At 67.3% G+C, this 21,959-nt stretch carries 8 protein-coding genes; all 8 read left to right on the top strand.

The annotated features are described in order from the left end of the window. The first annotated feature begins 249 nt into the window (after window positions 1-249). Entirely contained in the window at window positions 250-4,569 is a 4,320-nt protein-coding gene (locus ACYVDK_RS04400) for a family 20 glycosylhydrolase (protein WP_460518513.1), read from the top strand. Between the two features lie 83 nt (window positions 4,570-4,652). After that, on the top strand, window positions 4,653-9,101 hold the full coding sequence (locus ACYVDK_RS04395) for a beta-galactosidase (RefSeq protein ID WP_460518510.1): 4,449 nt from the start codon (window positions 4,653-4,655) through the stop codon (window positions 9,099-9,101). A gap of 166 nt (window positions 9,102-9,267) precedes the next feature. Beyond that, window positions 9,268-12,567 (top strand): family 20 glycosylhydrolase, encoded by a 3,300-nt coding sequence (locus ACYVDK_RS04390; protein WP_460518507.1) that lies wholly within the window; start codon window positions 9,268-9,270, stop codon window positions 12,565-12,567. 148 nt (window positions 12,568-12,715) lie between these two features. Next, on the top strand, window positions 12,716-15,856 hold the full coding sequence (locus ACYVDK_RS04385) for a discoidin domain-containing protein (RefSeq protein ID WP_460518504.1): 3,141 nt from the start codon (window positions 12,716-12,718) through the stop codon (window positions 15,854-15,856). A gap of 160 nt (window positions 15,857-16,016) precedes the next feature. Then, complete coding sequence (locus ACYVDK_RS04380; protein ID WP_460518501.1) at window positions 16,017-17,204, top strand: MarP family serine protease; 1,188 nt, start codon at window positions 16,017-16,019, stop codon at window positions 17,202-17,204. 132 nt (window positions 17,205-17,336) lie between these two features. Continuing rightward, window positions 17,337-18,542, top strand: coding sequence for an imelysin family protein (locus tag ACYVDK_RS04375; RefSeq protein WP_460518498.1), 1,206 nt, complete (start codon window positions 17,337-17,339; stop codon window positions 18,540-18,542). Between the two features lie 67 nt (window positions 18,543-18,609). Next, window positions 18,610-19,881 (top strand): Dyp-type peroxidase, encoded by a 1,272-nt coding sequence (gene efeB / locus ACYVDK_RS04370; RefSeq protein WP_460518495.1) that lies wholly within the window; start codon window positions 18,610-18,612, stop codon window positions 19,879-19,881. A gap of 57 nt (window positions 19,882-19,938) precedes the next feature. Beyond that, window positions 19,939-21,699 carry a phospholipase C gene (locus ACYVDK_RS04365; protein WP_460518492.1) on the top strand — a complete coding sequence of 587 codons (1,761 nt, stop codon included), beginning with the start codon at window positions 19,939-19,941 and terminating at the stop codon, window positions 21,697-21,699. Window positions 21,700-21,959: the final 260 nt, after the last annotated feature.

Below are 21,959 nucleotides of genomic sequence, written 5' to 3'. Positions count from 1 at the left end.
AAACCAGGCCGGATACGCCAATAGCACGTCACGATGGCCACACTGCCGCACAAACGACGTGCACAAGCACGCGCATCGGGAAAAGTGAGGCCAACCTACCGCCAGTGTTATCGATCGCACAAGCACGTGCGTGCAATGTGACGCCGACTACCGTGCGGTTGACTGCGATGCACAAGACCCTCTAATGTCACCAATGCACTGCTGTATCCCGTAATTGGTGTTATCGATAGCAGAGAGATTTCCTCGACGATGAGAAGTTCCCACACGCTGAATCGCCTCACTGCGACAGTCGCCGCAGCGGCTACCGCACTTGCGCTTGCTTTTGTCGGCACGGCTGGAGCGGCATCCACCGACCCCGCGTACGGGGGCGGCACCCAGAGCCAGAACGTCGCGCTGGCCAGCGCTGGGGCCACCGTCACCGCATCCGGCCAGGAGGAACCCAACGAGTGGGGGCCGGCCAACGCGATCGACGGCGATGCAACCACCCGCTGGTCGTCGAACTACTCCGACAGCGCCTGGATCACCGTCAAGCTGGCCAAGTCGACCGTAATCGACCACGTCACGATCCTGTGGGAGGCGGCGTGCGCCGCGCAGTACAAGCTGCAGGTCTCGAACGACGGCACGAACTTCACCGACGCGACCGGCACCATCTCGCCGACCTGCGGCACCAAGACTCAGGGCGCCGCCGACACCGAGAAGCTCACCAAGGTCGACTCCTCGACCGCATACCAGTACGTGCGCATGCAGGGCATCAAGCGCACCGAGATCGGCGGCGCTTACTGGGGCATCTCGCTCTTCGAGTTCCAGGTGTGGAGTGCGGCGGCCACCGCGCCGACTCCGCCGCCCTCCGTCGGGCAGAATGTCGCGCTCGCCTCCGCAGGGGCTACCGCAACTGCTTCCGGTCAGGAAGTCCCGGACAACTTCGGCCCCGCGCTGGCGATCGACGGCGATACTTCAACACGGTGGTCATCCAACAAGGCGGATGACGCCTGGATTACAGTCGAACTCGCCAAGCCAACCGTGATCGATCACGTCGTCATCGACTGGCAGGCGGCCTGCGCTGCGCAGTACAAACTGCAGGTCTCGAACGACGGCACGAATTTCACGGACGCGACGGGTGTGATCTCGCCGACCTGTGGCACGAGTGACACCGAGAAGCTGACAAAGGTCTCCGCGAACACGGCGTACCAGTACGTGCGCGTGCAGGGCATCAAGCGGACAGCCGTCGGAGGCGTCCTCTACGGTATCTCCTTGTTCGAGTTCGAGGTCTGGAACGGCCCGGAGCCCATTGTGGCCCCCTCGACCGCCGACGGGCTCACGCCAAAGCCGCAGAACCTCACCGTGCACTCGGGGGCGGCCCCGTTCCAACTGACCGCCGGCTCCCGCATCGTGACCGATCCTGCCCTCACGTCGAGCGCGGACTTCCTGGCGACACAATTGCGCGCCTCGACGGGCTTCGCGCTGCCTGTCGTGACCAGTGGCGCGCGCGACGGCGACATTGTCTTCAGCAAAGGCGACGTGAGTGCCTTCCCAGGCAACGCCGAGGCCTACGCCCTGGACTCCTCCGCGGCGCGAGTGACGGTGACTGCCCCGACCGCGCATGGAGCATTCGACGCGGTGCAGACCATCCGCCAGTTGCTGCCTGCATTCGCAGAATCGCCGACGGTCGTGCAGGATGCCTGGACCATCCCGTCGGTCACGATCACCGATGCACCACGCTTTGGCTACCGCGGGATCATGCTCGATGTCGCACGATCTTTCCAAACCGTGCCTGAAGTGGAGCAACTCGTCAACGAGATGGCACTGTTCAAGATGTCTGTGCTGCACCTGCACCTGGCGGACGACCAGGGCTGGCGCATCCAGATCACCAATGACGGCAAAGCGCCCGGTGACCCGATCGACTACTCGCGGCTGACCGCGGTGTCCGGCGCGACAGCCATGACGCAGGAGGGCTACCAGAACGAGCTCGGCCACACGGGCTACTACACGCAGGCGGACTACAAAGCAATGGTCGCCTACGCGGCGGCACGGCAGATCACCATCATTCCGGAGATCGACGCACCGGCCCACACGAACGCGGTGCTACACGCGATTCCGCAGCTGAACACCACGGGCACTCAGCCGGCGGTCGATGCCAGTGGCACGGTACCCGCCAACGGCACCGGCAGCGTCGGGTACTCCACTCTGGATGCGAACGCGCCGATTACCTGGACGTTCATGACTCACGTGCTCACTCAACTCGCTGCAATGACTCCTGGCGACTACATCGACGTCGGCGGCGATGAGTCGCATGTTACAGGTACGGCGGACTACAAGACATTTGTCACGAAGTCCGTACAGATCGTGCACGGCCTAGGCAAGAAGGCGATCGGCTGGAATGAGGCCGCAGTGGGCGGCCTGACGGCCGGCGACGGGCTGCAGTACTGGTACGGCGACACGGCTGACACGCTCAACGCCGTCAAGAACGACGGGGCCAAGATTCTCATGTCGACGGGTTCGAACGCATATCTCGACCAGAAGTACACCAGCTCGACACCGATTGGCCTCACCTGGCTCGGCGCGCACGACTTCCAGCAGTCCTACAACTGGAATCCTGCTGCGTCAGTGCAGGACAACGGCGCGAACCTCCCCGACAGCGACATCCTCGGCGTCGAGGGCCCGCTCTGGTCTGAGACAATCCGCGGCGGGTCGCAGGCGCAGTTCCTCGCCTTCCCACGGGCAATCGCCCTTGCAGAGGTTGGATGGACCGCACAGTCGAACCGCAACCTCAGCGACTTCACAAGCCGGCTGGCCTACGCCGGTGCAGACCTGCTCGCCATGCACCTGAACTTCTACGACAGCCCCGGTGCCGCATGGCAGTGGTCTATGGCAGGTCTGCCGGTCGCAGTCTCACCCGGCCGCAACCTCAGCCTGTCCGTCGGAGAGCTCGCAGCTCCCGGTACCGAGGCTTCGACCGACGGCAGCAGCGTTAGCACGGACACGGCCTCTGCCTCCGGCGGCGTCGGCAACTCCACCGTGGGCGGTGGCCTGACCGCCACCGTTGACTGGGGCGACGGCACCCCGGCGACCGCGGCCATCTTCGCAACGGACACCGCGCGCACGTCGCTGAGCGCAGGCGGCCTGTACTCCATCACGGGCACTCACGTCTATGCGGCATCCGGCACCTACACCGGCATCGTGACGGCCTCGGACGGCACGAAGACGACGTTCGTCACGACGGTGAAAGCCGGCACGCCGGATCCCACCGGACCCGCCCCGTGGGACTCCTCGCAGCCGGCGAAACTGACGGTCAGCCCCACGGCCGATGCCGGAGGGCGCCTCGCCGGAACGCTCAGCGGCTTCGAGCCGGGCTCGTACGTCACGATGACGATCGGCAGCACCGACATCGGCGCTGTGCGCCCCGGGCCCGACGGCACCCTGGCGCTGCAGCTTCCGGTCGCGCCGTCCACCTACGCCGGCGACTACACGGTGACGGCCACTGCCGGGAGTCGAACGGCCACCGCGCCCGTGCACATCGACTCGAACGTCGTGCCGCTGAAGGACCAGATCGACCAGAAGACCCTCACGATCGGCGGCGTCGACTCGCAGGAGACGTCGGCCGAGAACGCACCGGCCAGCAACGCGATCGACGGCGATCCGAACACGTACTGGCACACGCAGTACTCGGGGGCGTCGCCCGACCCCTACCCGCACTGGATCGTGCTCGACCTCGGCAAGGAGTACGACGTGAGCGGGTTCTCGTACCTGCAGCGCGCCGGCAACAGCAACGGCCGCATGAAGGACTTCGAGGTGTACGTCGGCGACAGCCTCACCGGCGACTGGGGCAATCCGGTGATGACCGGATCGTTCCAAGACATCACGACCTACGCGCAGGTGTTCGAGTTCTCGGCCGCCAAGACCGGACGCTATCTCAAGCTGGTCGGGCTGGATTCGATCAATGGGCTGGCCTTCGGCGGTGCGGCGGAGATCAACGTCGGCGGATTGCCGCATGTCACCCCGCCGTCGGTGACCGCCTCGGCGTCGTCCGTCGCGGCGGGCGGGAGCCTCACCTTGAACGCGAGCGACTTCGCTCCTTCGACGCAGCTGACGATCGCCCTCCACGAAGCGACACCGGCCGTCGCACTGGGCCTGAGACTGATGGATGTCGGCGACGTGCAGCTGGGTACGGCGACGACGGATGCCTCGGGCGCGCTGCAGACCCAGGTGACCATTCCGGCGGCCACAGCCCCCGGCGCCTACACGGTCGTGGTCACCCAGCCCGGTGGCACACCACTGAGTGCATCCGTACCGCTTTCCGTGACAGCAGCCTCGACCCCCGGATCCGGCGGCACCGGCGGAGACGGCCAGGGCGGCACCGGCGCGGGAACAGGCGGCTCGGGCGGAAGCGGCCCGGGCGGAACCAGTGCGGTGGCCTCCACGACGCAGTCCGGCAACGGGTCCGCCTCAGCCCGAAGCGGTCTCGCCTCCACGGGTTCCGACGTGATGCTGCCCGTCTCCATCGGCCTCATCGCACTCCTGGCCGGCTTCGGCATCGTCGTGGCGCGTCTGCGTCGTCGTTCCCATCGCTGACCGGGGCAACCCGGCGCCGCCTTCCGGCACCGCAGCACCCCCATCACAGCACTCCATCGGCACCCGCAACGGAGAGTCATCACATGAACAAGCGCACGGTCTTCACCGCAGCAACCGCGCTCGTCACGGTATTGGCGATGTGCCTTGGGCCGACATCGGCCATGGCCGCAACGCGGCGGCCATCGGCGACCACCGCCGTGAAGACCGTGGCCGATGTGCAGAACTCGGTGCACTTCCCCGGCAACGACGGCAAGCACCACACGGTGACCTACGACTCGAAATCGATCAAGGTCGACGGGCAGCGGCTCAACGTCTTCTCCGGTGAGTTCCACTACTGGCGTGAGCCGTCCACCAGCGACTGGCGCGACATCTTTCAGAAGATGCGGGCGGCGGGCTTCAACGCAGTCTCGTTGTACTTCTTCTGGGGACTGCACTCGAGCCAGCCGGGCAAGTTCGACTTCAGCGGCATCAAGAACATCGACCTGCTGCTGACGATGGCACAGCAGGAGGGCCTCTACGTCATCGCCCGACCAGGGCCGTACATCAACGCCGAGATCTCGATGGGCGGGCTGCCGGCGTACCTGACCGACAGCGGCGCGGGATCCCTGCGCAGCACAGACGACCCGGATGTGCTGAAGCAGGAGGAGTCCTGGCTGAACGCGTTCGACCAGATCGCCGTGAAGCACCAGGTGACCGACGGCGGCGGCAGCATCGTGCTCTATCAGGTCGAGAACGAGATGCTCAGCGACGGCAGCGCCCAGGCCGCCTACATGAAAGACCTCACCACCCAGGTGAAGAACGACGGCATCACCGTGCCGTTGTTCACGAACGACTACGCGCTGGGCGGCAGGTTCGTGCCGGGCAAGTCGGGGGTGGCCGGCAACGTCGGCCTCGACGTGTACGGTCACGACAACTACCCGCTCGGATTCAACTGCGGCGGTGCACGCGGGCAGGTCAGCGACACCGAGAGCCAGGTGCGTGCCCTCGACCCGAACGGACCGAACTTCATTCCGGAGGGTCAGGGCGGTGCCTTCACCCCCTGGGGAGCCTCGTTCAACACCGATCAGTGCGCCCGGTTCGTCGACCCCGACTTCACCAGGGAGTACGGCGTCGACAACATCGCGAACGGCGTCACCGCCTTCAACTACTACATGGAGTACGGGGGCACGAACTGGGGCTGGACCGGATCTCCCTCGTCCGGGTTCACCTCGTACGACTACGGTGCGGCCATCAACGAGAACCGGCAGCTCACGCCGAAGCTGGCCACGCAGAAGGAGATCGGCTACTACCAGCAGGCGCTTCCGCAGCTGGCGGACATGATCCCGCAATCCGCTCCGACCGTGACGGTCACCTCCGGCAGCGGCACCGTGGATGCCTACCAGCGCATCTCCACCGAGAACAAGGGCACCACATCGGTCACGGGCAACGGCGCCCGCACCCTCGACTTCAGGCAGGCGGACAGCAACGCCACGGGGACGGTCGGCTTCACGGTGCCGCTCACCCTGTCGGCCGCGAGCACACCGGCGCAGCAGACCTACACGACCGATGACACCGACACGAAGGCCATCACCTACAAGGGCAGCTGGACACCGGCCAGCGGCCAGACCTGGACGACCGGAGACTACAAGGGCACCGAGACGTTCTCGGACACCGCAGGCGACACGGCCTCGTACACGTTCAACGGCACGGGCATCCAGTGGATCGCCCCGCAGTCGACGAACCACGGTTACGCCGACGTCTCCATCGACGGCAAAGTCGTCGCCACGAACGTCGACACGTTCAACGCGCAGAACGCGTCATACCAGTTCATCGCGTACCAGACATCCGATCTTGCTCCCGGCCAGCACACCATCACCATCACGGTGACCGGGCAGAAGGAGGCCGCGTCTCAGGGCACGTTCGTCTCCATCGACGCGTTCAACGTGCTGAACACCGCAGCCAAGTACACCAGCGACGACACCGATGCCGCCATCGGCTACTCCGGCAGCTGGACGCACGACAGCGGCAAGTCTTGGACGGCCGCCGACTACCAGGGCACCGAGACGTACTCCGACACCACGGGCGACTCCGCCAGCTACACCTTCACCGGGACCGGCATCCAGTGGATCGCGCCGGAGTCGCTGAATCACGGGCTCGCTGATGTCTACATCGACGGCACCAAGGTCGGCACGGTCGACACGTTCTACGCGGGCAACCCGCCGCAGGCGCAGCAGGTCGTGTTCCAGAAGACCGGGCTGAGCAATGCGCAGCACACCATCAAGATCGTGGTGACGGGACAGAAGGATGCCGCGTCGCAGGGCACGTTCGTCTCCATCGACGCGTTCAATGTGCTCACCGCAGGCAGTGGCGGCGCCAACGCGGTGACCTTCCCGCGGGTTCCCCAGCAGGCGGGCACATCGCTCATGCTGCACGGACGCGACGCGATCATGGTCACCGCCGACGACAAGTTCGGCGACCACCAGCTGTACTACACGACCAGCGAGCTCGCCGGAGTCATACCGACCGCACAGGGCGACCTGCTCACCTTGGACGGCTACAAGGGCGACCCGGGGGAGACGGTGCTGCACTTCGCCTCGCAACCCACCGTGACCACACTGATCGGCTCGGGAGTGCAGCAGACGTGGGATGCCGCGGGCGACACCCTGCGCCTGAACTACACCCACGGCGATCCGACAGTGGTGAAGATCTCCGGCGGAGGGGCATCCGATCTGTTGGTGAACATCACGAACCGTGAGGCGATGGCAGACACCTGGCAGGTCGAGGGCACCGACGGAGCGACGAGCAACGCGACGGTGCTGGCCGCCGGGGTCGAGCTTCTACGCACCGTCGCCATCGACGGGTCGACCGCCGAGCTCACCGGCGACACCACGGGCGCCTCGACACTGACCGTCTACGTGCCGAAGGGTGTGACCGCACTCACTTGGAACGGGCAGAGTGTCGACACCACGACGAATGCGGCAGGGGCGCTCGTCGCCGGCATCGGCGGTCCGGCCGCCGCGAAGATCCCCGCCTTGACGAACTGGAAGGTCGCCACCGACGGGCCGGAGGAGGCCGCCGGCTACGACGACAGCGGGTGGACCATCGCCGACGCGACGACCGCCGCGAATACCCGGCAAGGCCCGGGCCCGAAACAGGGCGTGGTTCTCGACACGGACTTCTACGGGTTCGACGAGGGTGCGACGTGGTACCGGGCGCACTTCACGCCCAGCAGCGTGCCCACGAGCATCAGCCTGACCGGTCAGGGCGGCTCGGCCGCGAACATGCTGGTGTGGATCAACGGACAGTACGCCGGTGCGAGCGCGGCCGACGGATCCGCACACTCGTTCGCGGTTCCCGCCGGCTCGCTCACCGCCGGCACGGCCGCCGTCGTCTCGGTGCTCGTGAACAACAGCGGCCAGAACCTGGACTGGAGCGACAACGGACTCTCCCGGCAGAATCGTGGACTCTACGACGCCGACCTGGGTGCGACGACGGGTGCCGTGACCTGGAGGATCCAAGGCGCCCAGGGCAAGGAGAACCCTGCCGACACGGCCCGCACCATGTACAACGTCGGCGGTCTCTACGGCGAGCGTGCCGGCTGGTATCTGCCCGGCTACCCCGACTCCGCCTGGGCCGATGCCACGTCGTTCAAGCCTGCTCAACCGGGCGTGACGTGGTACCGCACGAGCTTCGACCTGAACGTTCCGAACGGCACCGACACCGCCTTCGCGCTGAAGATCAACGACGCGGCGTTCGACAACGGGCGCCAGGACTACGCCCGCGCGGTCATCTACATCAACGGCTGGAACACCGGCTACTTCGTTGGCAACGTGGGGCCGCAGTCGCAGTTCACGATTCCGCGCGGGTTCCTGAACATGACAGGCAGCAACGACATCGCCATCGCGTTGACCACCGAGAAGTCCGGTCAGGGTCCGGACTCGATCCAGCTGGTGGATGCCGGCACGGTGCTCGGCGGACTGCCGAGCACGCAGAACGAGGCACCGGGGACGCCCGCCGTCTCCGTCGGCGCGTCGCTGTCGGGCACGACCGTGAAACCGGACGCGAGTGTCGAGCTGACGCCGACTGTCGCCGTTCCGGCGTTGATCGGCGGCGCAGCCACGACGACATCCGTCGACTGGGGTGACGGGTCGAAGCAGAACGCGTCGGCGCACTCCCTCGCAGCATTCGGCACGGCCGACGCGGTCCCGCTGAGTCACCAGTACCGGCAGGCCGGCGACTACACGCCGACCGTCACGGTGCGTGACGCGGTCTCCGGCAGCGTTCTGGGAGTCAAGAAGCTGGCGATCACCGTGAGCGACGACGCCACGGGCGGGGGTTCGGGCGGCGGTTCCACCGCACCGGGCGGCACCGCACCGGGCGGAGCCGCGGCGGACGGCGACGGCACGGGCTCGAACGGGGGAGCCGCGGCATCCGACGGCGGCCTGGCCTCTACCGGCTCCGACCTGACGGCGGGCATCCTCGCCGGTCTGCTCCTGGCCGTGCTGGGAGCCGGCCTGGTCATCGTTCGCAAGCGTCGTCGCATGAACGGCTAGCCGCGCGGCCCGATTCACCAGATCGCAGTTCGCCCGAGACGTCCGATAGCCGAGACGTCCGATAGCCGAGACATCCAACACCCGAGACATCCGATCGCCGACAGGCACCCGAGGAAGTGAGCGCCCGATGCACTCCAGCACCCACCGAACCCTGAAAAGGCGGTCGATGCGGGCCGTCGTCGCATTGGCGGCACCGGCGCTCGCGGTCGGCCTCGCACTGGCCCCGCTCGGCATCGTTCCGGCATCCGCAGCGCCGCCAGCGGGCAAGTCGGTGCCGACGACCTCTGCAGGTGCGCCGCAGACGATACCCGGGCTGGCGACCTGGACCGGTGCGCAGGGCGCGCTGACGGTGAACGACTCTCTCGCGGTGGATGCCGACAAGGCGTCCACTGCGAACGCGCAGCTGCTGGCGGCGGGGCTGACCGAGAAGCTCGGTCGAACCGTGCAAGTCGGAACCACGGGTCAGGCCGGTGACGTGGTGCTCGCGGAAGACGCGAGCAAGCTCGGCACCCTCGGCGCAGAGGGCTACCAGCTCACGATCTCCGACCGCATCACGGTCACAGGGGCGACCGACACGGGCGTCTTCTACGGCACGCAGACCGTTCTGCAGATTCTGTCGGAGGGCGACCAGATCCCGAAGGGGACGTCGATCGATGTTCCGCAGTACTCGGAGCGCGGCATCGGCATCTGCGCGTGCCAGATACACGTCAGCGTCGAATCGCTCGAGCGAGAGATGCAGGAGATGGCCTATCTCAAGCTCAACCAGTTGCTGATGGAGATCAAGGTCGACGTGCCCGAGGCGACCTCGCTGAAGGCGAACTTCTGGGGCTACTACACGCCGGCGCAGGCCAAGGAGCTGAGTGATTTCGCGAAGAAGCTCCACATCACACTGATCGCCGAGGTCAACTCGCCGGGGCACATGACGCCGTGGCTGCAGAACGATCCCTCGCTGCAGCTGGTGGACAAGAACGGAAACCGCGATCCCGATCGGCTCGACATCACGCAGCCCGCTGCGCTGAGCACCGTCGAGTCGATCATCAGCCAGTACATGCAGGTCTTCGACACCCCCTACTGGCACATGGGCGGCGACGAGTACATGCTCGGGACGGCCTATTCGAACTACCCGCAGTTCCAGCAGTACATCCACGACAATCCGAGCATCTTCCCCACCGGCTCGACGCCTACCGACGTGGTCATCCATTTCATGAACCAGGTCGACGACTACGTGCACTCGCTCGGCAAGACCCTGCGCATCTGGAACGACAGCATTCTCACCGGCACGAAGCTCTCTTTGAACAAAGACATCGTCGTCGAGCACTGGAATGCCGGCGGCAGCATGGTGACCCCGCAGGCTCTCGTGAACCAGGGGCACAAGGTGGAGAACTCGACCGACTCCCTCTACATCGTGCGCCAGAACGGCAACGACCAGTTCACGAGCAACGTGCAGAACCTGTGGAACAGCAACTGGACGCCGCGCGACTTCTACAACACGGCTGCACCGGTGAACGACGATCCGGCCTCGGGCGGACAGGTCGTCGGCGCCAAGATCATGGCCTGGCCCGACAACGCGCCCGCCAAGACCGAGAACCAGGTCGAGACGGAGCTCTTCGGAGCGAATCGGTTCATCTCCCAGGCGACCTGGGGATCGCCGCGGCCGGTGGCGAGCTACGCCGGCTTCACGTCGCTTTCGGACTCGCTCGGTCACGCGCCCGGCTTCGACTCGGTCGACCGCACACCGGTCGCGAACGGGGCGTACGGGCTCACCGCGGACGGGGCATCCGTCACCACGACCGGTGCGGCGAGCGCGACGTTGACGACAGGAACGACCGGCACCTCACTCACGTTCACGCAGACTCCGGATGCCTACTACACGATCACCTCTCCCGCAGGAACGTGTCTGACCATGCAGGGCGGTCCGCTCACTCTGGGCGCACCGCTGCAGCAGGGGCTCGCGGCGACCTTCGCCTCATGCTCCGCCTCGAGCAATCTGCAGAAGTGGCAGGTGCGCAAGACGGACGGCGGCTTCACCGTCGAGAACGCCATCACCCTGGAACCGCTCGTGGTATCCGGCGGCACGCTCGTGCAACAGGCCCCCGACGTGCAGGTGCCGGCGACCTTCACCTTCGTCGGTTCGCTCACCGCGTCGCTGACGATGCCCGCCGACATCGGTCTGGGCACCAGCGTGAACGCGACACTCACGGTCTTCAACGGGCTCGCATCCGCCGTCAGCGGAGCCAGTGCCGTGCTGACCCTTCCGCAAGGTTGGGGAACTCCGGATGCCACCGTGGCGCTCGGCGACATCGCGGCCGGCGGCCAGGCGACGAAGACCATCCCCATCACGGTCACCCGCTACGCGGTGCCGACACGTCAGACGGTGACGGGCGTCATCCAGTACACCGACGGCACCGGCTCCGCACAGACGGCGCAGTTGTCGGCTGCCACCGTCGTCACCTGCTCGACGCACTCCGCGAGCCCGAAGACGGTCGTCGATGTCGACAGCCAGGAGATGGACTACGAGAAGACGCCGGGTGCCGACGCGATCGACGGAAACTCGAACACGTTCTGGGGCACCCAGTGGTATCAGGCCGATCCGACCTACCCGCATGAGATCACGGTCGACCTGGGCGCAGGCGCTTCCAGCTGCGGCTTCTCCTATCTGCCGAGGCAGGGCGGGAACATGAACGGCACGATCGGCAAGTACGAGGTGTACGTCAGCGACTCCCTCACCACGGGCACCGGCTACCCGAGCTCGCCGAACGGCGTTCAGGTCGCGTCAGGCGACCCGGTCGCATCCGGTACGTTCACGCCCGACCAGACCCTGAAGACGGTCGGCTTCGGCAAGGCCGTGAGCGGGCGGTACCTCACGCTCAAGGCACTGAGCGAGAGCGGCCCGAACGTTCCGACCAACACGACGTCGGTCGCCGAGCTCACGGTCGACCCGGCGGGCGCTGCGCCCGCGACGGTGACTCCGAAGCTCGGCCTCGACAAGGCGTCGGGCGCACCGGGCAGCACGGTCGCGGTGTCGGTGACCGGCGCCAAGCCGGACTGGCAGTACGCGCTGCAGTTCCACTCCGACCCGGTCGATCTGCCTTCGCTGCGAACGGATGCGGATGGCAAGGCCGAGGTCTCGGTGGTCGTTCCCGCCGGCGCACAGGCGGGCGCCCACCAGCTCGTGCTGCTCGACGGTGACACACAAGTCGCTCAGGCGGGTTTCGTTGTCGCCGCCGCGGGCGATGGCGGGTCGGCGCCCGGCGCATCCGGTTCGAACCCGGCCGTCGACTCGAATGCGGCCGCAACGGTCTCCCGCGCGTATAGCGCCTTGGCGTCCACCGGATCCGACATCGTCGTACCGCTCGCGCTCGGCGTCATGGCGCTCCTCGCGGGTGCTCTGGTGCTCGTAGCGCGTATCCGTCGGCGTGCCCGAACGGGTGCCGAGAGTACGCCGATTGATACGGATGCCAGATGAGCGAGGCGTGTATGCCGGCTGATGAAGCCTGTATTCGGCCGTCTAGTGGTGGCGACCGCTCACGTCATTTTGTCATCGATAACAACAGGAGTACTGTTATGCCCGTCCTTCGTGTTCGAGTAGCCCGATGAAGCAGCTAGGTGGTCCGATGACGTACCGTTCCCCATCCACGCACCGCGCCCGACGAGCGGGGCTCGCCGGCGCCCTGGCACTCGCGACCGCCGCCGCGTCCATCGTGCTTGGCGCGACCGTGCCTGCACACGCTGCACCGGCGGCAGCGCAGCCTGCTCCGGCTGGCGCGGCGATCCCCGACTCGCAGTACACGCTCCTCGGGTTCGACTCCCAGTCGGCGCCGTACCCCGCCCCTCCCTCCCTTGACGGCACGGCGGCCGGCGCGTTCGACGGCGACTACTCGACCCAGTGGGCGTCGGCGTACAACAACGGCAGCCCGTCGCCGATGCCGCACTGGCTCACGTTCGACACAGGGGCCGAGCACACGCTCACGGGTCTCGGGTATTCGGTGAAGGTGCAGGGCAACGGGCCGGCAGCCGATGTCGCCGTCTATGCAACGGACGACGCCACTGTCGCCAAGGACGGCACCAGCACGGGCTGGGGGCAACCCGTCGGCACGGCCACGTTCACGCAGCCCACCAGCAACAGCGAGATCCAGTACGTCGACTTCACCCAGCCGGTGCACGCCCGGTACGTGAAGTTCCAGGTGAACTCCGCCGTGAACGGCTCCAACAACGCTTCGGCATCGGAGGTCGTCGTCTACACGACCGACAAGGTCACGGCACCGCCCGCCGGGCACGTCATCCCCAACTCCCAGTACAAGCTGATCGGTGAGGACTCCCAGGCGACCGCGAGCGGCGATGGCTCGGGTCAGGCGGCGTTCGACGGCGACACGTCGACGCAATGGGGGAGTGAGTGGTCGCCCACCGTGCTGCCGTTCCCGCACTGGTTGACGTTCGACATAGGCGGGTCGTTCACTCTCACGGGTCTGGGCTACTCCGTGAAGGTGCAGGGCAACGGGCCGATCAAGGATGCCGCCGTGTACACGACGAACGACCCGGCGGTCGCCAAAGATGCGAACTCCTCGGGGTGGACGAAGGCCGGCACCGCGACGTTCTCGCAGCCGACCGCGAATTCCGAGGTGCAGTACGTGTACTTCTCGAGCCCGGTCAAGGCGCAGTACGTGAAGTTCGAGGGCCTGGATGCCGTCAACGGCAGCGGCAACGCGTCCGCCTCCGAGCTGGTCGTGTACTCGACCGACAAGGACACGACGCCTGTCACGCCGCCGACGCAGCCGTCTGGGTACACGGTGACGACGGACTCGGTGAACACGAGCGGCTGGCACTACCCGGATGACACTCCGGCGAGCCTCTACACCGACAAGGACGGCACGTTCTACTTCGGCGAATCCCACGCCAACTACGGCAACACGGCCGACGGCGGCAACGGCAACATCCGGCAGTGGCAGTTCTACACAGGAACGAACATGGACACGGCGGCACCGGATGCCGCGCTGAACCAGGCGGGCACCAACCCCGACACGACGAACCTGTGCAACACGAGCCCGACGGGCAAGAACGCCACCTCAGCTCCTCAGCCCTCCGGTTACAAGCAGCCCAACTACTGCGATCTCACCCAGATCTGGGTCGACCCGGACAGCGGGGACTGGTACGGGCTGGTGCACAACGAGTTCACCCCGCAGCCGCTCGGTGACGGGCTGCACTATGACGCGATCGACTATGCGCGTTCGAGCGATCAGGGCAAGACGTGGACGATCGTGGACCACGCGATCACGTCGCCGTACTCGACGACCCGTGGTGACACCGCGGCGTTCCCGGAGCAGACGTATTACTACGGTGACGGTGATCCGCGCCTGTACGTGGATTACGCTTCCGGCTACTTCTACGCGTTCTACGGCTCCCGAGTCGTGAATCAGGGCGGCAGCGGAGGCGGCTGGGTCGCGTTCTATGAGCATGTGGCGCGTGCGCCGATCTCGGAGAAGATGGCGGCCGGCTCGTGGGAGAAGTGGTACGACGGCGCGTGGGATCAGCCGGGTATCGGTGGCAAGGAGAGCAATATGACTCCGGTGACCACGGCCGATCCGACCGGGTACACGGCCCCTGGTAAGGAGTACAACCCGAAGACGCCGGGTACGGCGCAGCAGCAGATCGCGAATGGGCAGATGCCGGCGACGTCGCCGTTGTTCGTGATGGATGTCACCTACGACGCGTACCTGGGGCTCTATATCGGTGAGCCGCAGAACCCGGATCAGAGCGGTAAAGCACCGCAGGAGTTCTACGCCACGAAGTCGTTGGCGACGCAGAAGTGGTTCAAGCTCGGCGACACCGGGTCCGCGTACACGACGGCATCCTGGTACCGGTGGTTCCTCGACCCCGCGAACAAGACCAGTGACGCGATCGTCGGCAAATCCTTCCGCTCATACTGCTCGTTCGGCTGCATGGGCGGCTCCTATGAGGAGTACGCGAACGTGACGATCACGGGCGATACCGTCGCCTCGGCGGTGGATACGAGCAAGCAGTACACGATCGCCAGTGGTGGTAAGCAGGTACTCAGCACGAGTGCCGACGGCGCATCCGTGATCTCGACTGCCCAGACGGACCCGACCAGCGCGTGGACATTCGCTTCGACCGGGGACGGGGCGTACACGATCGCCGACAGCCACGGGGCGCTGCTCGGCGTGGACTCGAGCACGACCGCGAGTCGTGCCTGGGGTGCCGGGCTGACCCTCACCCCGGCCGATGCGGCCACGGTCGGTCAGCAGTGGTTCGTGGTGCCGAACACGAACCCGGACACCGGTGAGGCCACCGGCAGTGTGCGACTGGTGAACAGGTACAGCGGGCTGGTGCTGGGCATGACCGGCGGCGCGGATGCGAAGGCGGGCACCACACCGGGCCGCACCTGGGACGCCTCAGGCGCCACCACGAACACCCGCTCCACACGGGCCCTGGCCGCCACCTCGGTCGACGCGTTCTCCACCCCGGCGGATCAGACCATCACCCTTGCCGTGTACAACGCGTCAGGAACCACCCCCGGCGGCACCGGCACCACCCCCGGCGGCACCGGCACGACTCCTGGCGGCACCGGTGCCGGCGGCACCCCGGCGGAATCCGGTCACGGTGCATCCGGGCAGCAGAACACCGCCAGCACCCTGGCCACCACCGGGTCCGACCTGCTCGCCCCCGGCATCGCCGCCACCATCCTGCTCCTCCTCGGCGCAGCCCTCGTCGTGCTCCGCAGGCGCCGCCGCCACGGATGACGCCCGGCCGGTCGGGCGCAACGGGAAGCGCTCGACCGGCCGCCACCGGCGAAGACTCGGCCGGCTAGCGGGCGGGCCCGAGCGCATCCCACAGAAACGGCACAGCCGGCGAACCTCTCACTCCAGCACCCGCACAGCATGACCGGCGAAAGTGGATGCCGTGGAGATCGCCGTCGACATCGTGCTTGCGCTCGCCGCGGTCGCGGCCATCGCAGTCGGCTGGCGTCGCGGGGCCCTGGTCACCGCGCTGTCGATGGTGGGACTCATCGCCGGCCTCTGGATCGGACTCATCCTCGCCCCGGTGATGGTCGGCTGGGCGATGCCGCTGGGTCATGGCAGCATGATCGCCCGCACGGTTCTCGCGGCCGTCGTCGTACTCGTCTGCGGAGCCGTTCTGTACGGCGTGGCATCCAGTCTCGGCGCCGTGCTGCGCGGACGCATCGGCCGACGCGGTGCCCTGAACGGCGCCGACGCTGCCGGCGGTGCGATCGTCGGGCTCGTGGCGTGGGCGGGCGTGGTGTGGCTCGTCGCGGGGTTCGCCCAGTCGTCGTCGATCTACCCGGCCTCGCAACTGGCATCCGCCTCCCGCATCGTCACGGTGCTCGATGACATCGCGCCGGTGCCGCCGGCCACTGCGCTCGGAGCTCTCGATGACGCGCTGGCAGGCGCCGGGCTGCCCAAGGTCTTCTCCGGCAACGAGACCATCCCTGGTGCCGCCGCGCCCGACCCGACGATTCCGGCGGCTGTGCAAGCGGAGTCGCCAAGCGTCGTCAAAGTGGAGGCGGTGCAGTCGAGCTGCTCCATGGAGTCCAGCGGAAGCGGCTGGGTCGAGTCGTCCGGAATCGTGGTGACGAACGCGCACGTCGTGGCCGGCTCATCCTCGGTGGAGGTCGTGTCGCAGGATGACCGTGCCCACCAGGCATCCGTCGTCGCGTTCGACCCGGACCGAGACGTCGCAGTGCTTTCCGTGCCGGGTCTCGGTGCGCCTGCGCTGCACATGGGACCCACGCTGGGCGCCGGTGACCCCGCCGTGGTCGCAGGCTTCCCCGGCGGCGGACCGTACACCCTGGGCGGGGCGCGGATCCGCGGCGAGCTCTCGGCCGCCGGAACCGACATCTACCAGCACGGCGCGGTCATCCGCGATGTGTATTCGCTGCGCGCCATCGTGCGCCCCGGCAACTCTGGTGGTCCGCTGTTCGACGACCGGGGCGACGTGGTCGGCATGGTGTTCGCCCGCTCGACGACGGATTCCGACACCGGCTACGCCCTCACCCTCAGCGAGGTGCGACCTGTGCTGTCCACAGTCGGGCCCACGCCGGTCGCCACCGGGGTGTGCACGTCGGAGTGAGACGTGAACCGGCATTGAACAGGTCGTCCTGGCCCCCGTTGCGAGGGCGGCGGAGAACGACTCGCTGAACACTTCGTGAACTCGATGAACGCCAGGTGAACCGGCCCGAATCCGGTGCCAGCATGACATCCCGTGCGACAACGGGCGAAGTACGCAGCGCTGGCAGGCGCGATCGTCGCCGTCATCGCGGCGGGCATCGTGCTCACGGCCGTGACGCGCAACCGGCACGCCGACGGGCATCCGGATGCCTACCCCGTCGATGCGGGCACGTCCGGCTGTGGCGTGGGCTGGTCACGGCCCACGGCCGGCGTGCAGACATTCGACGTGACCAACACCTCGATCGCCGGCATGGAGGTGTACCTGCAGTCTGCGGCCACGAAAGATGTCTACCTCGACCTGGAATCCCTGGGCGCCGGCACGACGACCCGCGGCCAGGCCACGCTCGGCGCCGGCCGGTACCGCTTCGTCTGCCTGCCGGCCGACGCGGATCCCATCGCCGGACCGGTAGTCACCGTGTCCGGTGCGAAGCACGTCGCCGACGCGACGGCCGGCATCCGGCCGGTGACGCAGAACGACCTCATTCCCGCCGCGAAGCAGTACGGCGTCTGGATCGAGAGCAGGCTGCCCGTGCTGCAGGGCGAGGTCGACGCGCTCGCCGCTGACGTGGCATCCGGCGACCCCGGCAAGGCCAGGGCCGACTGGCTCACGGCCCACCTCGAGTACGAGACGCTCGGCGCCGCGTACGGCGCGTTCGGCCAGGCCGACACCGCCATCAACGGCACGCCCGACTCCGGGCATACGGCGCTCGACGACCCCGCCCTGACCGGCTTCCACAAGGTCGAGGCGCTGCTCTTCTCCGGTTCGCCGACCCACGCGATCGCGCCGTACGCCACGCGACTCGCGAACGACGTCACCGCGTTGCGAGCGGACTTCCCGCACGCCCGCATCGACCCGCTCGCCATCGGGTTGCGCGCCCACGAGATCTTGGAGAACGCCCTGCAGTTCGAACTCACCGGCGAGACGGATGCCGGCAGTCACACCGGCCTCGCCACCCTCGACGCCAACCTCACGGGCACCGTGCACGCACTCGAGCCGCTGCGGGGCATCCTGAAGACCCGCTACCCCGACCTGGCGAAGACGGATGCCGCCATCGCCGCAACGCAGCACCTCGTGGAGTCCTTCCGGGCGGCGGGCGGATCAGGGGCAGACGGATCGTGGGAACCGCTCGGCACCCTCACCACCGCGCAACGCGAGCAGCTGGACGCACACGTCGACGCCACGCTCGAACTCCTCGCACCGATCGCTGCGATCTGCGACGTGCGGAGGGCGGCTTCGTGACCTCCCGGCCCGCCGAACACGCTCCGGCAGTCCCTCGATCCGCGCGGCGTGCCGAACGGCGAGCATCGTGACCGCGGAGCTCGCCCGCCGCGGCTTCCTGCACGGCCTCGCCGGTGCGGGCATCGCCGCGCCGCTCGCCGCCGCGGCCGTGCCGGTCGCGGCCGCTACGGCCGCGCGTGCGACCACGTCGCCCACGGCGGGCGAAGCGACCCGTCAGCGGCCGGCCGCTGACCCGGCGGACTCGTACCCGTTCCACGGAGCGCATCAGGCAGGCATCCTCACGCCGGCGCAACGCAACGCGACGTTCGCCGCCTTCGACCTGACCGCGTCCGGTCGCGCCGAACTCGTCGACCTGATGAAGAAGATCACCGACCGGGTGCGATTCCTCACGGCAGGGGGAGTGCCGCAGAACGTCGGCATCACCGCTCCGCCCGCGGATTCCGGGGTGCTCGGACCGCAGGTACCCGCGGACGGGCTGACCGTGACCGTCTCGCTCGGGGCATCCGCCTTCGATGACCGATACGGGCTCGTCGATCTCAAGCCGCAGCACCTCACCACCATGCAGGATTTTCCGAACGACCACCTCGACCGTGCCGGCTGCGACGGCGACGTGCTCCTCCAGCTCTGCGCCCACAACCCCGACACCGCGTCGCACGCGCTGCGTGACATCGCACGCGCGACCCGCGGTGCGATGCAGCTGCGCTGGCGCAAGCACGGGTTCGTCTCGCCGCCGCGGCCGTCGGGCACGCCGCGCAACCTGATGGGGTTCAAGGACGGCACGTCCGCGCCCGCGCGGGCGACGGCGTCCGCACCCGATGAGCTCGTCTGGACGCACGCCGGCCGAGCCGAGCCGAGCTGGGTGGAGGGCGGCTCCTATCACGTGGTGCGCATCATCCGCATGCTCGTCGAGTTCTGGGACCGCGTCTCGCTGCACGAGCAGGAGACCATCATCGGCCGACGCCGCGACTCCGGTGCCCCGCTGACCGGCTCCCACGAGCACGACGACCCGCGCTACGCGAGCGATCCGACGGGCGACGTCATCCAACTGGATGCCCACATGCGACTGGCGAACAACCGCTCGCGGGCGCAGGCGAAGCAGCAGATGCTCCGCCGTTCGTACAACTACGACTCCGGCATCGACGTGAACGGCAACCTCGACACCGGACTGATCTTCGCGTGCTTCAACCAAGACCTTCAGAGGCAGTTCGTCACCGTGCAGAACCGGCTGATCGACGAGCCGCTCGCCGACTACATCTCGCCGACCGGCGGCGGCTACTTCTTCGCGCTGCCTGGCGTGCGTCACAGAACCGACTGGTACGCCAGCGGGCTGCTGGCCTGAACGAATCAGGTCGGCAGCAGCCCTTACCGATATTCCCTCCCAACGAAAGGAATACGAATGCCGACGGTGTTCGGGCGGCGCGTCTTGCGCGTCGCAGCCATTCCGGTCGCGCTCGCCGCGATCGCGACGACGGTAGCCCTCACGGCTCCGGCGTCGGCCCATCAGCCAGACGACTCCGCCAAGACGACGACGCCGATCAAGCACCTCGTCGTGCTCTTCGACGAGAACGTCTCGTTCGACCACTACTTCGGCACTTATCCGAACGCGGCCAACACCGACGGCACGACGTTCACAGCAGCGCCCGGCACGCCCGCCGCGAACACCATGCAACGCGCCGGGCTCCTCCAGACGAACCCGAACCTCTACGCGCCGAACCGGCTGACGCCCGAGCAGGCCGTCACCTGCGACCAGAACCACGGCTACAGCGCCGAGCAGAAGGCGGTGAACAACGGTGCGATGGACAAGTTCGTGCAGAACACGAGCAAAGACACCTGCACCGGCCTGTACGGCTCACCAGGCCTCGCCATGGACTACTACGACGGCAACACCGTCACCGGGCTGTGGAACTACGCGCAGAACTACGCCATGAGCGACAACGCGTGGGACACGGTCTTCGGCCCTTCCACGCCCGGCGCGCTGAACCTCATCTCCGGGCAGACGCACGGCGTCACCTCCATCGATCCGAAGACCGGGCAGCAGACGGCGACTCCGGATGCCTACACCGTCGTCTCACCCGATGCGAAGGGCGTCGGCACGGTGATCAACGACCCTGACCCGGCGTACGACGACTGTGCGGGAAACAGTCACACGTCGGCCAACGCGCTGGCCTCGCTCTCGGGCAAGAACATCGGCGACCTGCTGAATGCGAAGAATGTGACCTGGGGCTGGTTCCAGGGCGGATTCACGCCGACGGTCAAGTGGGACGGCACGAACGGCCACTACGCCGTCTGCGGCGCCACGTCGAAGAATGTGGTGGGTGCGACATCCGCCGACTACTCGCCGCACCACAACCCGTTCGCCTACTACACGAGCACGTCGAACCCGCACCACCTTCCGCCGACGAGCGACGAGGCGATCGGGCACACCGACCAGGCGAACCACCAGTACGACCTCAGCTCGTTCGACACGGCGCTGAAGCAGAACAACCTGCCGGCCGTGTCGTTCCTCAAGGCGGCCGAGGCGCAGGACGGCCATGCCGGATACTCCGACCCTCTCGACGAGCAGAAGTTCTTGATCGAACAGATCAACGCGATCCAGCAGTCGCCGTCATGGTCGAGCACCGCCATCGTGATCAACTACGACGACTCCGACGGGTGGTACGACCACGTCGCCCCGACCATCCTGAACGGTTCGAAGGACGCCGCCAAAGACGCCGAGATCTGCAGCACGGCCTCCGCACCCGCCGCGGGCGGGTACGCGGATCGCTGCGGGCCGAGCCAGCGCCTGCCGTTCCTCGTGATCTCGCCGTTCTCGAAGCAGAACCACATCGACCACACCGCCATCGAGCAGACCTCGATCACGAAGTTCATCGAAGACAACTGGCGCACGGGCCGCATCGGCGACTCCTCGTTCGATGAGCGGGCAGGCTCCCTCGACGGATTCTTCGACTTCGCACACCCGCAGCAGCGTGCCGTGGTGCTCGCCGACAATGGGTCGGTGGCGAAGGTCGTGCCGGTGCACGTCGGTACCGGCGGTGACGGTGGCGGCGACCACGGCGGTGGTGATGGCGGGCATCATGGCGGGCCCGGGCACAGCATCTGGAGCATCATCCAGTGGGTGTTCGACCGGATCGGCTCCTGGTTCAAGCACCCGTTCTGATCGGCCCCAGCACATCGTCGGTTGAGTTCCTCCTGCCGCCGGTTGAGCTTCCTCCTGCCGCGGGTTGAGTTTCCTCCTGTCGCCGGTTGAGCTTCCTCCTGCCCGCCGGTTGAGCTTCCTCCTGCCGCAGGTTGAGTTTCCTCCTGCCGCGGGTTGAGCTTGTCGAAACCCCGCCCTCTCGAGGCAGGTTTTGAGGTTGACCCCTGTTCCCGGACAGGTGGTTGGTTGGTCAGGCTGCCAGTGTGAGCTGGCGGCGTTCG

Source organism: Humibacter antri (assembly GCF_054777235.1).
The sequence above is the reverse complement of the archived record's forward strand: the minus strand, read 5'-3'. Positions and strand labels throughout refer to the sequence as shown.